Origin of the sequence: Terrisporobacter petrolearius, assembly GCF_020748185.1 — a bacterium.
Classification (GTDB): Bacteria; Bacillota; Clostridia; order Peptostreptococcales; family Peptostreptococcaceae; genus Terrisporobacter; species Terrisporobacter petrolearius.
Genome location: NZ_JAHZMO010000018.1, coordinates 25,438 through 44,038, shown reverse-complemented (window position 1 = coordinate 44,038; position 18,601 = coordinate 25,438). Strand labels below are relative to the sequence as shown.

At 27.8% G+C, this 18,601-nt stretch carries 18 protein-coding genes; 16 read left to right on the top strand and 2 right to left on the bottom strand.

What is annotated here, in order from left to right; genetic code table 11:
• Position 1: 1 nt before the first annotated feature.
• Together K0040_RS11695 and K0040_RS11690 are read left to right on the top strand one after the other, a co-directional pair.
• Positions 2–859: an ABC transporter ATP-binding protein gene (locus K0040_RS11695; protein WP_228108976.1), complete on the top strand. Its 858-nt coding sequence runs from the start codon at positions 2–4 to the stop codon at positions 857–859.
• A complete protein-coding gene (locus tag K0040_RS11690; protein WP_228108975.1) occupies positions 859–1,500 on the top strand; it encodes an ABC-2 transporter permease in 642 nt (213 codons plus the stop codon). Before K0040_RS11695 ends, K0040_RS11690 begins: the two co-directional genes overlap by 1 nt.
• A gap of 52 nt (positions 1,501–1,552) precedes the next feature.
• Here K0040_RS11690 and K0040_RS11685 read toward each other — a convergent pair whose 3' ends face one another.
• Both K0040_RS11685 and K0040_RS11680 read right to left on the bottom strand, forming a co-directional pair.
• Positions 1,553–2,896: an APC family permease gene (locus K0040_RS11685; RefSeq protein ID WP_228108974.1), complete on the bottom strand. Its 1,344-nt coding sequence runs from the start codon at positions 2,894–2,896 to the stop codon at positions 1,553–1,555.
• Positions 2,897–3,122: 226 nt separating this feature from the next.
• Positions 3,123–4,484, bottom strand: coding sequence for an APC family permease (locus K0040_RS11680; protein ID WP_228108973.1), 1,362 nt, complete (start codon positions 4,482–4,484; stop codon positions 3,123–3,125).
• A gap of 366 nt (positions 4,485–4,850) precedes the next feature.
• Here K0040_RS11680 and alr point away from each other — a divergent pair, with 366 nt between their 5' ends.
• From alr to K0040_RS11610, 14 genes are all read left to right on the top strand, one after another.
• Entirely contained in the window at positions 4,851–6,002 is a 1,152-nt protein-coding gene (gene alr, locus K0040_RS11675) for an alanine racemase (protein ID WP_228108972.1), read from the top strand.
• A 95-nt stretch (positions 6,003–6,097) separates the two neighbouring features.
• The gene (gene larE, locus K0040_RS11670; RefSeq protein WP_228108971.1) at positions 6,098–6,898 is read left to right on the top strand and encodes an ATP-dependent sacrificial sulfur transferase LarE; all 801 of its coding nucleotides are present in this window, start codon (positions 6,098–6,100) and stop codon (positions 6,896–6,898) included.
• Positions 6,899–6,913: 15 nt separating this feature from the next.
• Entirely contained in the window at positions 6,914–8,065 is a 1,152-nt protein-coding gene (locus K0040_RS11665; RefSeq protein WP_228108970.1) for a THUMP domain-containing class I SAM-dependent RNA methyltransferase, read from the top strand.
• A gap of 72 nt (positions 8,066–8,137) precedes the next feature.
• The gene (locus tag K0040_RS11660; RefSeq protein WP_228108969.1) at positions 8,138–8,899 is read left to right on the top strand and encodes a hypothetical protein; all 762 of its coding nucleotides are present in this window, start codon (positions 8,138–8,140) and stop codon (positions 8,897–8,899) included.
• Between the two features lie 209 nt (positions 8,900–9,108).
• Positions 9,109–9,762, top strand: a complete 654-nt coding sequence (locus K0040_RS11655) for an HD domain-containing protein (protein WP_228108968.1) — start codon at positions 9,109–9,111, stop codon at positions 9,760–9,762.
• Positions 9,763–9,772: 10 nt separating this feature from the next.
• The gene (locus tag K0040_RS11650; RefSeq protein WP_228108967.1) at positions 9,773–11,125 is read left to right on the top strand and encodes a hypothetical protein; all 1,353 of its coding nucleotides are present in this window, start codon (positions 9,773–9,775) and stop codon (positions 11,123–11,125) included.
• A gap of 31 nt (positions 11,126–11,156) precedes the next feature.
• A complete protein-coding gene (gene walR / locus K0040_RS11645) occupies positions 11,157–11,855 on the top strand; it encodes a cell wall metabolism DNA-binding response regulator WalR (RefSeq protein ID WP_074917516.1) in 699 nt (232 codons plus the stop codon).
• A 3-nt stretch (positions 11,856–11,858) separates the two neighbouring features.
• Complete coding sequence (locus K0040_RS11640) at positions 11,859–13,289, top strand: ATP-binding protein (protein WP_228108966.1); 1,431 nt, start codon at positions 11,859–11,861, stop codon at positions 13,287–13,289.
• Positions 13,290–13,431: 142 nt separating this feature from the next.
• A complete protein-coding gene (locus tag K0040_RS11635) occupies positions 13,432–14,289 on the top strand; it encodes a hypothetical protein (RefSeq protein ID WP_228108965.1) in 858 nt (285 codons plus the stop codon).
• A gap of 14 nt (positions 14,290–14,303) precedes the next feature.
• Entirely contained in the window at positions 14,304–15,521 is a 1,218-nt protein-coding gene (locus K0040_RS11630) for a glycosyltransferase family 4 protein (RefSeq protein ID WP_228108964.1), read from the top strand.
• A gap of 165 nt (positions 15,522–15,686) precedes the next feature.
• On the top strand, positions 15,687–16,109 hold the full coding sequence (locus K0040_RS11625; protein ID WP_228108963.1) for a cytidine deaminase: 423 nt from the start codon (positions 15,687–15,689) through the stop codon (positions 16,107–16,109).
• Positions 16,110–16,354: 245 nt separating this feature from the next.
• Complete coding sequence (locus tag K0040_RS11620) at positions 16,355–17,320, top strand: nucleoside hydrolase (protein ID WP_228108962.1); 966 nt, start codon at positions 16,355–16,357, stop codon at positions 17,318–17,320.
• 1 nt (position 17,321) lies between these two features.
• Positions 17,322–17,900 carry an ECF transporter S component gene (locus tag K0040_RS11615; RefSeq protein ID WP_228108961.1) on the top strand — a complete coding sequence of 193 codons (579 nt, stop codon included), beginning with the start codon at positions 17,322–17,324 and terminating at the stop codon, positions 17,898–17,900.
• Positions 17,893–18,582 carry a radical SAM protein gene (locus tag K0040_RS11610; RefSeq protein ID WP_228108960.1) on the top strand — a complete coding sequence of 230 codons (690 nt, stop codon included), beginning with the start codon at positions 17,893–17,895 and terminating at the stop codon, positions 18,580–18,582. The genes K0040_RS11615 and K0040_RS11610 overlap by 8 nt, the downstream gene beginning before the upstream one ends.
• Positions 18,583–18,601: the final 19 nt, after the last annotated feature.

The window sequence follows — 18,601 nt, the reverse complement described above, 5'->3', positions numbered from 1 at the left end:
AATGAATGCAATTGAAATTAATAATTTAAGAAAAGATTTTGATAATTTTTCTTTAAAAATAGAAGATTTAAAAATACCAAAAGGTTTTGTTACAGGATTTATCGGACCAAATGGATCTGGCAAAACAACTACAATTAAACTAATACTTAGCATGTTAAAAAAAGACAGTGGAAGTGTTAAATTATTTAACAAAGAATATGAAGGTGATGATTTATCTCTAAAAGAGAACATAGGATATGTGGGGGAATTTAATGGATATTTACAAGAATCAAAATTAAGTAGGATAAAAAAATCTCTTTGTTTGTTTTATAAAAATTGGGATGAAAAACTTTATAATAGATATATAAACGAATTTGAATTAGATGAAAATAAAATTTATAAAGAGTTATCTAAAGGTCAGCAAAAAAAATTTGAAATAGTAATGACTTTATCTCATCGTCCTAAAATAATTATAATGGATGAGCCTACAGCTAATCTGGATCCTTTAGTTAGAAATGAAGTACTAGAAATGTTACAAGAAAGAATTGAAGAAGATAATGCTACAGTATTTTTCTCAACTCACATAACTAGTGACTTGGATAAAATAGGGGATTATTTAGTATTTATTTATAAAGGGGAAATTTTCTTAGCTGATGATAAAGATAGCATTTTACAAAATCATATTATAGTAAAAGGAAATAATGAATTGTTACAAAAAGAAACAAAGGATATATTTATATCAGTTAATAAAAATAGCTTTGGATTTGAAGGATTAGTAAAAAATAAAGAAAAAGCCTATGAGTTATTTGGTGAAGAGGCAGTTTATGACAAGCCTAACTTGGAAGATATATTAACTTATTATACAAGGGGGAACAAGTAATGAGAAATATAATGAATTTAGTGAATTTAAGCTTTAATAATTTTCTTTCAGTTAAGAAAATGGCTTTATTTACATTGGTTGCATTTGGCGGGGCATCTTTAATCAATCCTAGCTTTTCAACTATGCTAATGGGGATGATTACTTATGTTATAGCATATCAAACTATGGCATATGAGGATTCCTATGGAATAGATTATATGATTTCTCACTTACCTGTTACAAAGAATGAATATGTTATTTCTAGATATATTTTCTGTATATTTACCATTGTTGGAGCTAGCATACTATGTTCTTTAATATTTTTTATATCTAATAAAGCAAATTTAGTTGATTTAAGTAGAATTGATTATAAAATGATTTTGTATATTGGTATAATAAGCGCCGTTATTTTAGTATCAGTATTAATTCCCGTTTTGTTATATTTTGGAATGAAAAAGGGTAGAATGGCAATGATATTTATCTTTATGATTATTGTGATGATACCGTCTTTCGCTGTTGATGATATGCAATCAGTCATAAAAATACTTAACAAATTAAGTGAAGTAAATATTAATCTTTTTAGTGGAATATTAACAATTTTAATATTATTTATTTCATATTTTATTACAAAATTTTTATATGAGAAAAAAGAAGTAGTCTAATTTAAAAAAGCATGATAAATAAATTTTTATCATGCTTTTTTATGTTTTTAATTTAAGTGGTTTTATCATTATCATTATTTACTTGTTTTTGGGCCAAAGAATAAAGAGGAAGACCGATTAAAGTAATAACTACTCCTCCTAAGGATATTAAGGTATTTTCCATGCCGGCAAATAATAGTTGATTTACGACGACGAATAAACCTCCAGCAATAGCTATTATTGGTATTACTGGATATAAAGGAACCTTGTATGGTCTATTTAATTCAGGTTGTCTTTGTCTTAGCAAAATCACACCTATAAATGTTAATACGTAAAAAGACCAAATTGCAAACATAGATAAGTCAGTTAATAAGTTAAATTGACCAGATAAAGCATAAAGAGCTGATAAAATACCCATTACTATAGTTGCATTTCCAGGTACTCCACTTTTATTTAATGAACCGTAATATTTGTAACCTGGTATAGATTTTTGTTGACCTAAAGTATAAAGAACCCTTGGAGCAGTCAATAAATAACCATTAATACAACCAAACACAGAAATCAAAATACCTGTAGTTATAAGTTTTCCACCAATAGGTCCGAATATTACTTCTGCTACTGCAGAAGCTGGGGAATCAAAATTTGCCAACTTACTGGCTGGCAAGACCCATAAATAAGCAACATTTATTATGATATAAACAACCATAACAAAAGCTAAACCACCAACAATAGCCTTTGGTAGGTCTTTACCAGGATTTTTCATTTCTCCAGCTATAGCACCAACATTAATCCATCCATCGTAAGCAAATAATATAGCAATCAATAATTGGCCTATAATAGAAACAGTAGATACACCGGGGCCTACTAAAGGAGAAGTTATAGCATTATTTCCATTACCATTTATAAAACCAAAGATAATTATTAGTATAAGAGGAATTAATTTACAAACTGTAGCAATTATTTGGATAAGTCCCGTTGTCTTGGAGCTTAGAGTATTTAAAATACTTACAAGTAAAATAACACCTAAAGTTATGGGAACTATTAAATTTTTGTTTCCTATTAGTGTTGCACTTTGGTTGCCAAACATAACTGCCAGTGCAGCTACCGTAGCAGGAAAAAATAAGGCACATTGCATCCATCCTGTTAAAACACCGAGTTTTTTGCCATAAATTTCTTCAATATAAATCATCATGCCACCTGTTTTTGGAATAGCAGCAGAAACTTCTGCTGCAGTAAGACCGGCAGTTATTGTTATAACTCCAGCTACTAACCAGGCTATTATACCAAGGCCGGGTTCTCCGCCAGTTAAAGTGTAAACAGCTTGGGGTTTAAAAAATACTCCACCACCAATAACCATACCAATAACTGTAGATAAAGCAGCAGTAAGACCTAAATTTTTTTGTAATTTCTGACTCATAATCTAAATTTCCTTTCAAACATATTTTATAAATGAAAATTATAAATTAAACAAAAATGCTAATGTGTAAAATTACTCAGATTTAATTGTAGGTAATTTAATTATTCAAATTATATATTAATATTTGTAAAAGGATATTTTTTATGTATTTATGAAAAATTAAAATTTATTTCTTGTATTAAAAAAGCCTTCTTCAATAAATATGAAGAAAGCTCTTTTATTTTTATTATGCAACTTTATTTAAGTCATTATTGTTATTTTCTTTATCAACTTGCTTTTGCGCTATGCTGTAAAGAGGTAAACCAATTAAAGTAACTAAAACTCCACCTAGTGAAGTTATAGTATTTGTCATACCAGCAAATAATAATTGATTTAATACAACAAATAATCCACCAGCTATAGCTACCATTGGTATAAATGGATACATAGGAACTTTATATGGTCTGTTTAAATCTGGTTGTTTTTTTCTTAGAATTATAACACCTATGAAAGTTAATACATAAAATGACCATACAGCGAACATGGATAAGTCACTTAACAAGTTAAATTGTCCAGATAATGCATATAATGAAGATAAAATACCCATTATTAATGTTGCTTTTGCAGGAACATTGTTTTTATTTAAAGCACCAACAACTTTGTATCCTGGTAATGATTTTTGTGATCCTAAAGTATAAAGAACTCTTGGACCAGTTAATAAATATCCGTTCATACATCCAAATACTGAAATTAGTATACCAGCAGTAACAACTTTACCACCTATTTTTCCAAATAACACTTGGGCTACAGCAGAAGCTGGGTTAGCAAATTGAGCTATTTGGTCAGCTGGTAATACCCATAAATATGCTATGTTTATTACCATATAAACAGCCATAGTTACTGATAAACCACCAACGATAGCTTTTGGTAAATCTTTACCTGGTTCTTTCATTTCGCCAGCTATAGCACCAACATTAATCCATCCATCATAAGCAAATAATATAGCTATTAATACTTGACCGATTACTGATGCAGGAGATACACTTTCAGCAACTAGTGGAGTAGTTATAGGATTAGCTCCACCGCCTTTTATGAAACCAAATACTATTATTATAGCAAGTGGAACTAATTTAGCTATAGTTGCAACCGTTTGTATAGTACCAGAAGTCTTACTTCCAAATGTGTTTAATATACTTATTAATAATACCGTAGCGATTGATATTGGTATAGCAATGCTTTCATTTAATCCAAGTAATATACAAGTTTGGTTACCAAACATAACTGCTAATGCAGCAATTGTAGCAGGAAAGAATAATGCTGATTGCATCCAACCTGTTAACATTCCTAATTTTTTACCGTAAATTTCTTCAATGTAAACCATCATACCACCAGTTCTAGGAATAGCAGCAGAAACCTCAGCAGCAGTTAAACCAGCAGTAATTGTAAGTATACCAGCTAAAAACCAAGCTAATATTCCAAGACCTGGTGCTCCTCCTGTCAAAGTATAAACCGCTTGTGGTTTAAAGAATACTCCACCACCAATTACCATACCTACAACTGTAGATAATGCAGCAGCAAGTCCTAAGTTTTTTTGTAATTTCTGACTCATTATTACATTTTCCTTTCAATATTCATTTTAAAGTAAGTTTATTATTTTGCTTTTACTTGAAAAGCATTTCTTCAAATAATCCTGTATCATTATATAATTTTCTTTTGAATATAACAATAGTTTTTTATACAAAGTTCGATAAAATTTTCAAAAGTATAATTATTGTATTTTAAAGTATTAAATGATACATAAATATAAGAAAATTAAAAAAATCAAAACAAATTTCATCTTGAGAATAAACAGAATAATCAATTTTTATATAAGATATAATACTGTGGAATTTAAATAGCATTATATTTATTTTATTGTAAAAAAAAATATGAAATTATATAATAAAACCATATCAAAAGATTTGAGGAGGTAAAGATGATAATCAAATCAGGATCTTGGGCTGAGGTTAATTTAAATAACATAGGCTATAATTTAAAAGAAATAAAGAATAGTTTGACAGATAAAATGAAAATATGTTGCGTGGTAAAAGCAAATGCATATGGGTGTGGCTCTGTGAAGGTCTCTGAATACTTAGAAAATAAGAATATAGATTTTTTTGCAGTGTCTAGAATAGAAGAGGGATTAGAACTTAGAAACAATGATATCAAATTACCTATTTTATGCTTAGGGTATATAGATATAAATATGATAAAAGAAGCAATAGAAAAAGATATTTCTATTACAGTATATAACTTGGAATATGTTAAAAAAATAGATGCAATAGGAAAAAAATCAAATAAAAAAGCTAGGGTACATATAAAGATTGATACAGGAATGAGCAGATTAGGATTTCTAGCAAAGGAAGCTACAAAATATATTAAAGAGATAAATAATTTAAAAAACATATATATTGAAGGTATTTTTACTCATTTCGCAAAGGCAGACGAGAAAGATAAAACAACTACATTGGTTCAGTTAAACAGATATAAAAAAGTAATTGAAGAATTAACTAATTTAAATATTAATATACCAATTAAGCATGTTGCGAATAGTGCTGCAATAATTGATTTAAATGAGGATTTATTCAATATGGTCAGAATAGGTATCATATTATATGGATATTATCCATCAGGCGAAGTAAATAAGGATATAGAATTAAAACCATGTCTGAAATTAAAATCAGTTGTAACTAATGTCAAAGTACTAGATGAAAATGTGGGCATTAGTTATGGTCATATTTATAAAACAAGTGAAAAAAGTAAGATAGTTACAATTTCAATAGGCTATGCAGATGGATTTAATAGAATTCAACATAATCCGAAGGTTTCTATAAAAGGAGAAATATTAGAGGTAGTGGGTAGAGTTTGCATGGATCAATGTATGGTTAAAGTTCCCTTAGATATGGATATAAAAATAGGTGATGAAGTTACAATTATAGATAATGATATAAGAGAGCTTAGTGTAGAAGAAAATGCAAAGAGAAACGATACTATTAATTATGAAATTTTATGCATGATTAATAGAAGAGTTACGAGAGTATATAAAGAAAATGAAAAAATTTATAGTGTAAATTATTTATTGCAGTAAAAGACTAATCAAAGCAAAATTTTAAATTTGATTTATTAAAAATCTTTATATATACTAGAGAAGATAAATTATTTTAAGTGGGTGGGATAAAACATATGGATAAAATACTAAATGATAAATTAAATGTATTAACTAATAATTTAAAGGAAATGGAAAAAGTAGCAATAGCATATTCAGGAGGCGTAGATAGTAATTTTTTATTAAAAGTTGCAAAGGATGTACTAGGAGAAAATGTTATGGCTATTACTATTAGTGCTATGATGCATTCAAGTAGAGAAATTGAAGAATCTGTAAATTATGCAAAAGAATACGGGGTCAACCATGTTCTTTGTAACATTGACAATCTAGATTTACAAGAATTTATAGAAAATGGACCTTTAAGATGTTATCATTGTAAGAAATTTGTATTTAGTAAAATAAAAGAAATAGCAAGTGAACATAATATTAAATATATACTTGATGGAACTAATTTAAGTGACTTAGATGACTATAGACCAGGATTAAAGGCCTTAGAGGAGTTAAACATAATAAGTCCTTTAAAAAATGCTAAATTAAGCAAAGAAGAAATTAGAATTTTATCAAAAGAATTAAATGTTGCCACATATAAAAAACCTTCTTTTTCTTGCTTAGCTACTAGAATACCAGTAGGGGATAAAATAACTAAAGAAAAGCTTAGAATGATAGAAGAAGGAGAAAATTTTTTACAAGATAATAATTTTAGCCAGTATAGAGTAAGAGTTCATGACAATATTGCAAGAATAGAAGTTGATAAAAAGGAAATTTGCAAATTTTACGATGATGAGATGATAAATAAAGTGAATCTAAAATTTAAAGAAATAGGTTTTAAATATGTTACCTTAGATTTAAATGGCTATAAAATGGGAAGCATGAATTAAGAACAGGAGGAACAAATGAAAAAAGAATATACTTTAGTAGCGCCATGTTTCTTTGGTGTGGAAAAAATGTTAAACAGAGAAATACAAAATTTAGGTTATGAAATAATTAAAACAGAAGATGGAAGGGTTACATATAAAACTGATGAAGCAGGTATTGCTAAATCAAATATTTATTTAAGATGTGCAGAAAGAGTTCATCTTAAAGTGGCGGAATTTGAAGCTAAAAGTTTTGATGAATTATTTGAAGGAACAAAGAGAATAAACTGGTCCAAATACATACCTTTTGGTGCGCAGTTTCCTATTTCAAAAGCGTCTTCAATAAAATCAAAGCTATATTCGACACCAGATATACAATCTATAGTAAAAAAAGCTATAGTTGAAAGTTTAAAGAAAAGCTATTTAGAAACAGGATTATTAAAAGAAGATAAAGAAAAATATCCTATATTTGTGTTTATACATAAGGATAAAGTAACGCTAACAATAGATACATCAGGAACTGCTCTTCATAAAAGAGGATATAGAGAAAGAGCTAATAAGGCACCAATTAGAGAAACTTTAGCTGCTGCCATAATGGAACTTGTTCCATGGAGGCCAGGAAGAACTTTAGTTGATCCAATGTGCGGTTCAGGAACTCTTTTAATAGAAGCTGCTATGAAGGGAATAAATATGGCACCAGGTATGAACAGAGAGTTTATTTCTGAGTCATGGAGAACTATGGACAAAAAAATCTGGTGGGATGTAAGAAGAGAAGCCTATGCCAAGGTAGATGAAAATATAGAGTTTAAAATATATGGTTACGATATAGACGAAGAAGCTTTAGAAATAGCTAGAGAAAATGCAGAAATAGCCGGTGTTGCAGATTATATAGAATTTAACTATGGTGATGCTACTGAGTTTACTAGTGATGAAGAATATGGATTTATAGTAACAAATCCGCCTTATGGAGAAAGACTAGAGGATGCAGATACAGTTAAAATGCTTTATAAACAACTGGGGTATACATTTAGAAAACTTAAAAATTGGTCATATTACTTAATTACTTCTTACGAAGACTTTGAAGGTGAGTTTGGAGAAGAAGCAAGTAGAAGAAGAAAATTATATAATGGTATGTTAAAAAGTAATTTATATCAGTATATAGGACCAAGACCACCTAAAAATAATAAATAATTCTTAAAAAGTTAAATATATTCCCTTAAACTGAATATATATTATAATAAGTAAGTTTAAGGGGGTGTAAACTTGTTTAATACAAAAAATAATCTGAGAAGAAATGCAAAACACAAAGAACCAAGAAATAATAAGAAAAACTCTTCATATGTGGAAGATTACAATGAAGTAATATTAAATGATTTAGTAGATGAAAATAAACCAAATAATGAAGATATTGCACAAGAAGAGCCAACAAGAAAGAAAAAGAAAGCAATTAATTTTAATCTAGGAGCTAAGAAAAAATCTACTTTTAATGAAGATAAAAATAAAAAAGGAAAAACTTCAAATAAAAAACATAAAAGTGATAATTATGAGCCAAAAGAAATTGTAGATGTGGAAAGTAAAAAAGATAAAACAGAAGTTGAAGCTCAACCTAAAGATAGCAAATCAGCAAAATCAACAAAATCTAAAAAAACTAAAAAAGAATCAAATAAATCATCTAAAAAGAACTCCAAAAAACAACCAAGTGAAGATAGTACAAGTAAATCAAGCAAAAAAAATAAGAAGACATCGAAAAAAGATAATAAGACTACGAAAGAAGACAAAGGTAAAAAATCATCTAAAAAATCAAGAAAAGAAGACGATATAAAGACTAAATCAGTAGAAACTATTGAAGTAGAAGAAGTTAAAGATGAGGAAGAGGAAATTGTAGAAAGCAACATTTTTAGAAATATGGAAGAAAATGAAAACCCTATTGACGAAAATACTCATATAGAAGTTGAGGAAGATGAATTAAGTGAACATAAGTTTGAAGATATAATTTGGTCAGATGATAAGTTTCCTAAAAACTAAATAAAATACTATAAAAGCTGAATCTTAAAGGTATATTTTTATTTTATTATATATCTTTAGATTTAGCTTTATATTTTTTTTGTATAAATACATAATAGATAATAATAAGAAATCTTAAGAAAAAAATAAAATATAAATAAAAGAACAATCTTATGTTAGAATATAATAAGATTTACTTAAGGAAGTAATCTTTTATTTTGAAAAATTTCATGTATAATAAAATAGAAAGAGTGATTATTATGACTTGTAAAGAACTATTTTTAAAAGTGGATGATATATTGCAAAGTAGTGATAAACCATCAGTGGAAATTAGAGAGTTAATTGATGAAGGATCGTTTGATCAAAAACCATTTATTAAAATTAAAAACTTGGAAGATATAGAACAAGACTTAATTCATCATCCTGAAGGAAATGTGTTAAATCATACTTTATTAGTAATAGATAAAGCTAGTGATTTGAAAGAAAAATCTAAAAATAAAAGAGTATTTATGTGGGCTGCATTATTACATGATTTAGGTAAATTAACAACTACAAAAAAAAGAAAAAATAGAATAACTGCTTATGGACATGATTTACAAGGAGAAATACTATCTAGACAATTTTTGCATCAAGTAACAGAAGATGAAAAATTTATTGATGAAGTATGTATTTTAGTAAAACACCACATGCAACCGCTATTCTATGATAAAAAGCTACCATATTTTAAAGAAAAAGAAATAATTAATGATTCTGATTATGAAGAAATAAGCTTACTCTCACTGGCTGATAGACTAGGAAGATCAGCTCTATATGAAGACAAAATAAAACAAGAAGAAAAAAGGATAAATAATTTTAAGAACTTCTTTGCTGACAAATATAAATAGGAGGGAATATATGAAGTTACTAAAAGTAGTAGCCTTAGTATTTGTTATGTGTATAATGACGACGGGCTGTGATACAAGTAGTGATTTACCCGAAAATCTACTTGATGATAATATTATTTACGATAAGGGAAATAATGAATTGTACACATTTATAAACAAATCCTTAGATGGAACCACGCTAGTTTTGCCAGACAACTCCAGCGAAGTTGGGCAAATAAATAAAGTAGACTCAAATATAATTGCATTTCAAAAAAGACAAGATGTGAATTTGAAGATAAATAAGGTTGGTTTTGTACTTATTTCTAAAAATGATGATGGATATACGCTAGAAGATAGTTATCTTGAAGAAGGTGAAGAAATAGAGTATGCCAGTTTCTATGACTTAAACAATGATGGAAGTGATGAGGTTATATTACTTATAAATAATAAGTCAGTAACCACTATGAATGTATATAGTATAAAAGATAATAAAGTCACGAGGATTTCTAAAATAAAACCTACTTGGTTAGACGATTATAAAAAATATACTCAGATGAAAATAAAAATAGGATTTATAGATAATGACTTAAAATTAGATATTTTAATGATGAATTATGATAATAGTAGCGGTGAAATGTACACAACAATGTTGAATTATTCAAATAATAATGAGTTATCTACAACTAATGCCATTAAAATACCTAATGTTAAAAACTTAAATGATTTGTACTTAGTAATAGGGAAAGCCTACAATAATAAAAAAGGTGTAATTCTAAGTATGCCTACATTAAAAGAAAATGGTTATGCAACTCAAATATTATTTATGAAAGATAACAAACTTAAAAAAGTATTTAATGATGACGATCTTATATTCAATTCTTACTATGTGCCTGTAAGAGATGAAAATAGTGATGGAATTTTAGACATACCAGTATTAAATAATAATATGATTGAAAATTTTGCATCAAACAGTAAGCCGTCGGCTCTTGTGAGTTGGAGAAAATGGAATAATAAAACTGGCAAAGATGCAGACACAATATTTATAAGCCAAGTTTATTATAACTATAAAAATAATTTTAAATTTTTAGTACCTGATAATCTTGCAAATAAACTATATATTCAAAAGAGTATAGAAGGTGATACACCATATTATATTTTCTATTATTATGATAAGAGTAGCAAAGAGCCTTTAGAATTGTTCCAAATAGGTATATCTGCTAAAAACTTAGTTGAGGACACTAAAGCAAACCCTAAGATGGATAGTATCTTGGCTGAAACAGATAATAACTATTATCAATTAGTAGTTAGAAATAAAGATACCTTTAAAAAATATGACTTAACATTAGAAAATATGAAGGAATATTTTTCTATAATTTATGAATAGAAATAGAAATTTTGGGAGGAATTATTAAAAAATGAAGGAAAAAATATTAGTCTTAGAAGATGAAATAGGTATAAGAAGTTTTGTAAGTATAAATTTGAAAAGAGAAGGATATGAAATAATTGAAGCGGGAAGTGGGTCAGAAGCTATTGAGCAACTTTCAAATCACCCAGATATATCAATAGCCCTACTGGATGTAATGTTACCAGATATGAGTGGAATAGATGTATGTAAATTTATAAGACAACAGTTTGATCAAATTGGAGTTATTATGTTAACTGCAAAAGGTCAAGAAGAAGATAAATTAGAAGGATTTATATCTGGGGCTGACGATTATATTGTAAAACCATTTAGTATAAAAGAATTGCTGGTTAGGGTTTCAGCTCTTATAAGAAGAGTTAAAAAAGATGACAACAAAATTAAGAGTAATGAGATAATATCAGATCCTTTTGTATTAAACATAGATAAAAGAAAATTATATAAAAATGGATTAGAAATTGAATTAACACCTACAGAATTTTCTATAGTGAAGTACTTAATGGTAAATGCTAAAAAATCATTAAGTAGAGATCAAATATTAAATGAGGTATGGGGAAGTAATTACTTATACGATTTTAAGATAGTAGATGTTAACATAAGAAGAATTAGAAATAAAATAGAAGATGATCCATCAAAACCTAAGTATATCCAAACAGTTTGGGGTTATGGATATTGTTTTAGAAAGGATGAATAATAGGTGCTACATTTAGAAGGTCTGAGAAAAAGAGTCATAAAGTATTATTTTATAATGATAATTATAACAGTAGCATTATTTGAGGGACTGTTTATGTTTTATCTTCAAAACTATTATTATAACTCAGCTAAACAATCTTTGATTTCTCAAGCAAACTATACTACAGATATATACGATGGTGTAGGAATGGAGTCTACAAGTTTTGAAAATAAAGTTTCCAATATTTTTGAAAAAGGGAAAGTAAATAGTAATACAAATTTTTCTATTGAGTTTATAGATAAAAATAAAAATGTAATATTAGATAAATATGGAATAAAAACTAATGAAAAGTATGAATATGAAGATGTAAATAAGGCATTGAAGGGAAGTAGTAATTTAACACCTTATACATACAATATTGTGGGAACAAATGAACATGTTATGAGTATATCTGTACCACTTAAAGTTAATAACCAAATAGAAGGTGTTGTTAGGTATAGCTTATCTTTAAGAAATATTGATAATACCATAATTAAACTTGTTTTCTTCTTTATTATTGCAGGTGTGATTATTTTGCTTATTGCATTCTTGCTTAGTTTAAGATTTGCAGAATCATTAATTAAGCCACTTAAAAACTTAAAACAATTTGCAAATGAATTGGCTCAAGGAAATTACAATATCAAACTGAAAAAAGAGCAATTGCATGATGATGAAATATCAGATCTTGTTCAAACATTTGAGCATATGGCTGTGGAAATTGATAAGAGTAGAAAACTAAAAGAAGAATTTATATCTTCTGTATCTCATGAACTTAGAACGCCGTTAACATCTATAAAAGGATGGAGTGAAACGTTAGCTTATGAAGGGATTGGAAAAGAAGAGCTAGATTTGGGTCTTGGAATAATACAAGATGAAACAGAAAGAATGATATCTTTAGTAGAAGATTTGCTAGATTTTTCTCGTTTATCTTCAGACAGAATAAGGCTTCAAATTGATATGGTAGATGTGACTAAACTGGCAAAGGGTGTAGTAACTCAGTTGGCAGTTAAGGCAAATGAAAAAAATATTACGCTTCTTACAGAATTTAAAACAGATGAAATTTTTGATATCCAAGGTGATAAAAATAGACTTAGACAAGTTTTAATTAATTTGGTTCAAAATGCCATAAAGTTTACTGCAGAAGGTGGATATGTTGTTGTAGTGGTATCACAAGGAGAAGAATTTACCACATTTACTGTTACTGATAATGGTGTTGGCATTAATAAAGAAAACTTAACTAAAGTTTTAGATAAGTTCTTCCAAGAAGATTTTAATAAATCAGGTAGTGGACTTGGCCTTGCCATAAGTAATGAAATTGTAAAATTGCATGGTGGTAAAATGATAATAGATAGTGAAAAAGGTGTTGGTACAAACATAACTTTCACATTAAAAAATAAAATTATTGAATCTATATAATAAAAGCTGTATTACTAAATAGGTAATACAGCTTTCTTTAAGGATTATGAATTTTACTTCCTAAGAAATGGTTGTAATAATTTATATTTACTATACAATAATATTTACAGATAAATATTTATATCGTAATTTGGAGGAGACTATGGAAATAGATATTAAGGAATTTGAACTACTTTGCGATAAAGGCAGTGGAACTTACAATGAAGATATAGTGGGATTATGTAAAAAAGGTGCATGGGTATTAGATGGAGCTACAGGATTAAATAATAAAAACTTAATATCTAAAGAAAGTGATGCTAAGTGGTATGTATCTTGGTGGAATAAATACTTAAAAGAGAATATAGGTAAAGATAACTCGCTAAAAGAAATAGTATTAGAAGGGCTAGAAAGAATAAAAAAAGACTATTTATTAAAACTAAATGGACTAAAAATCGAAAACTTAGATCTACCCTCAGCTTCTGCAATAATAATAAAATTTTATGAAGATAAACTAGAGTATCTTCTTCTTGGAGATTGCACTTTATTTTTAAATAAATTGAATGAAAATATAATAATAAAGGATGAGCGTGTTTGTAAACTTGATGAAAAAGTATTTTCAAAGATGAAGAATTTAAATAAAAGAGGCAATTTAACTATATTAGAAAAAAATAACATTTTACTTCCTCTTATAATAGAAAACAGACTTAAAAAAAATAATGACAAAGGATATTGGATATTAGAATTTAACAAGGAAGCTGTAGAAAAGTCTATACATGGTTATATGAATGTGGATGATGAAGTGAAAATTATGATGAGTAGCGATGGATTTTCTTGTGCCTGGGATAGATATAATATTTTTAAAGACAGTGAAATAATAAAAATAGGACAACATAATGGGATTGAGTATATTAAAAATAAAATTAGAAAGTTGGAAAAAGAAGATAATAATGGCATGATATTTCCAAGATTTAAAGAAAGCGATGATTCATCCTGTGTCTATTTACATATTAGAAAAAAATAAAAAGGATGGATGATATGAGAATACTACACATTACAGCACAAAAGCCAAACAGTACAGGTAGTGGAGTATATATGAATGGAGTAATTGAAGGCTTACATAAATTAGGTCATGAGCAATGTATAATAGCTGGTATAGATGTAAAAGATGAAAAAACTTATTTTAATGATGATATAAAGTTTTACCCAATGATTTACAATACTCCTCCATTACCTTTTCCAGTAATAGGTATGAGTGACATTATGCCTTATGAAAGTACGAAATACAAAGAGCTTACTGAAGATATGATAATTGAAATTAAAGAAGAATTTTTAAGTATTTTAAACAGGGCAATAAGAGACTTTAAACCAGATATTATTATGTGTAATCACCTATATTTAATAACAAGCTTTGTAAGAGAAAAAGTAAAAGATATTAAGGTAGTTGGAGTTTGTCACGGAACATGTCTTAGACAATTGAAAAATATTGGCTTAAAAAAGCACTATATTATTTCAAATATAAGTAAACTGGATCATATATTTGCTTTACACAAGGAGCAAAAAGAAGATATAATTAAGACATTTAATTTTGTAGATGATAAAATTACAGTTATCGGTAGTGGTTACGATCATAAGATTTTTTACAACAAAAAATATAAAACAGGTAAAGAAATTAATATAACTTATGCAGGAAAAATTTGTGAAAGTAAGGGTATAAAGTCCTTGATAAGTAGCCTTAATTTTCTAAATTATAATAAAGAGGATATTGTAGTAAATATAGCAGGGAGTGGAAGTGACAAAGAAGAGACTGATAAGATAATAGAACTATCAAATAAATCTATGTATAAAGTTAACTTCAATGGAAGATTAAATCATATAGAATTAGCAGAGTTATTTAATAAAAGTCATATTTTTATTTTGCCTTCATTTTATGAAGGGCTTCCTATTGTTGTACTAGAAGCTTTATCCTGCGGGTGTAAAGTAATAGTTAGCAAAATTAATGGATTGGAAGATTTTATTGGTGAAGAAATAAACAATTCTGATAACATATTGTATTTACCAATGCCTAGGATGATAAATTGTACTACTCCATTAGAAGATGATTTGCCAAAGTTTGAAAAAAATATTGCTAAAAGTATAGAAAAACTAATAGATATGATTAGAAAAGAAGAAAAAAGACCTGTGATAAATATGGCAAATAAAACTTGGGATGGTCTTGGAAAAAAAATAGATAAAATTATAAAATTAATCGTATAAAATAGTAAATATATATATATTATAATTAGTAGATAAGAGTTATAAATAAATTTTAAAAAAACATATACTTTTTTATTTGTAGATGTTATAATAATTATCCTTTATATATTTGTATGTGCATACCAAATATATTAAAGTATTAAATGGAAGGGATATTGAAAATTTATGGATAATATACAATTATTAATAAAAAATGCCTTTGAAGCACAAGAAATGAGTTATGCACCATATTCTAATTTTAATGTGGGAGCAGCTTTACTTGGAAAGAATGGAAAAATATATCAAGGTTGTAACATTGAAAATGCATCATATACTCCAACAAACTGTGCAGAAAGAACAGCGTTCTTTAAGGCAGTATCAGAGGGACAAAGAGAGTTTGAAGCAATTGCCATCGTAGGTGGTAAAGCAGGCGAAGTAGGAGAATTTTGTTCACCATGCGGAGTATGCAGACAGGTAATGATGGAATTTTGTAAACCAAAAGAATTTAAAATTTATTTAGGAAAAGATATAAATAATCTTGATGATTATATAGAATATACACTAGAAGAAATATTACCATTAGGATTTGGACCAGCAAATCTAAAATAAATAACTTTATCGATAAGCAAAAGAAAGGGTTTATACCTTTCTTTTTTTATGTTATAATATTGCCCGTATTAAAATATAATATTAATAAATCTAGGAATCTCCTAGGACTTGTTCGAGATCCTCCAAGTATAAAAAACTAGGTTAGCTTATTTAGTGGCAGTATTTAAGTTAATCCTTAGATACGGCTTTTTTTGTGCAAAAAAGCGTATAGGATCTCCTTTAGAAAGATTGGGAGGAGATAAAATATGGAAAAGAGAAAAGTAATAATTGATTGTGATCCAGGTATAGATGACTGCCTGGCAATTCTTCTAGCCTTAAATTCCAAGGAGTTAGAAGTTGTAGGACTTACAATCTGCAGTGGAAATGTACCTGCAGATATTGGAGCAAAAAATGCTTCAAAAGCACTTCAAATATCAAAAAGACTTGATATACCAATTTATGTGGGAGAAAGATTCCCACTACAAAGAGAACTTGTAACAGCGCAAGATACTCATGGAGAAGATGGTATAGGAGAGAATTTCTATGAAGATGTAAACAAAGAAATATTAGATGGTGGAGTAGACTTTATTATTGATACCTTAAAAAAACACGAAAAAGTATCTATAATAGCTTTAGGACCAATGACTAATATTGCAAAAGCTTTAATGAAGAATAAAGAAGTTTTCAATAACTTAGACGAATTTGTATCTATGGGTGGAGCCTTTAGAATACATGGAAACTGTTCACCAGTTGCAGAGTTTAATTATTGGGTAGATCCTCATGCAGCTGATTATGTTTACAAAAACTTACCTAAAAAAATTCATATGGTAGGCCTAGATGTAACTAGGAAAATAGTTTTAACGCCAAATATTATTGAATTTATTAATAGGCTTGATAAGGAAAAATCAAAATTTATAAGTGAAATAACAAGATTTTATATAGATTTTCATTGGGAACAAGAACACATAATAGGGTGTGTAATTAATGATCCTCTTGCAGTGGCATATTTCATTGATAGAAAATTATGTAAAGGCTTTGATTCTTATGTAGAAGTAGTTCATGATGGAGTAGCTATAGGTCAGTCTATAGTAGACTCATTTAACTTTTACAAAAAAAATCCCAATGCTTTTGTTTTAACAGAAGTAGATGAAAAAGCTTTTATGAAAATGTTCTTAAAAAGAATTTTTAAAGGATATGAAAATGAAATAGATACGATTCAGGGGGGAATATAAAATGAATAAGAGTATGAATACAAGAAATTTAACTTTAATGGCAATGGGGATTTCTTTAAATATAATAGGAGCATTAATAGCATTAACATTAAGATTACCTATTTATTTAGACTCCATAGGCACAATATTAGTAGCTTGTTTATTAGGACCTAAATTTGCAGTTATGACTGGTGTATGTGGCAGTTTAGTAAGTGGAATGACTTTTGATCCATATTCATTGTATTTTGCTCCAGTACAAATAAGTACAGGGCTTTTAGCAGGATTAATGTATGAAAAAGGTTTTTTGAGTGGCAAGAAAACACCATTTGGAGTATTTGTATTTACTTTACCAACAAGTATTATAAGTGCAGTAATAGCAGCATTTTTATTTGGAGGAGTCACATCTTCAGGTTCTTCTTATATAGTACAAATATTAAGTCATTTTAATGTTCCCATGGTAATTAGTGTATTTATAACTCAGGTATGTACAGATTATGCAGATAAATTTTTAGCTGTAGTTTTAGTAGCTTTAGGTGTAGGAACTTTGCCTAAAAATTATAAATTATCATTTAAACAGAAGGTGAATGAACAACATGGATAGATATAGTGAAGTAAAAAATAAAAATCAACGTGAAATAGTGCTACTTAAAGCTTTTCCGTGTAAATGGGGAAAATGTAGCTTTTGTGACTATATATTAGATAATTCTAAAGATGAAGAAGAGATAAATAAGTTAAATTTTCAAGTGTTAGAAAATGTTACTGGTAAATATAAAGTATTGGAAGTAATAAATTCAGGAAGTTGTTTTGAAATTCCTAATGATACTTTACTTAAAATAAAGGAAATAATCAAAGAAAAGAAAATTGAAAGATTATTTTTAGAAAGTCATTGGATATACAAAAATAAGATTCAACAAATGAGAGATTTTTTTGAAGTACCTATAACATTTAAGATAGGTGTAGAAACTTTTGACAATGACTTTAGAAATGAATATCTTAATAAAAATGCAAAATTTAAGACCGTTGAAGAGTTGAAAAAATATTTTGATTCTCCGTGTATTATGGTAGGAATAAAAGGTCAAACAAAAGAAATGATTGATAATGATATGAAAATCGTGCAAGAACATTTTGAACATGCAACTATTAATGTTTTTATTAATAATTCATCTAAAGTAAAAAGGGATGAAAAATTAGTTGAATGGTTTAGTAAAAAATATAAATTTTTAATAGATAATCCTAAAATCGAGATTTTGTTTAACAATACAGATTTTGGAGTAGGAGATTAAGAAGTAGTTCTTTTAGGAC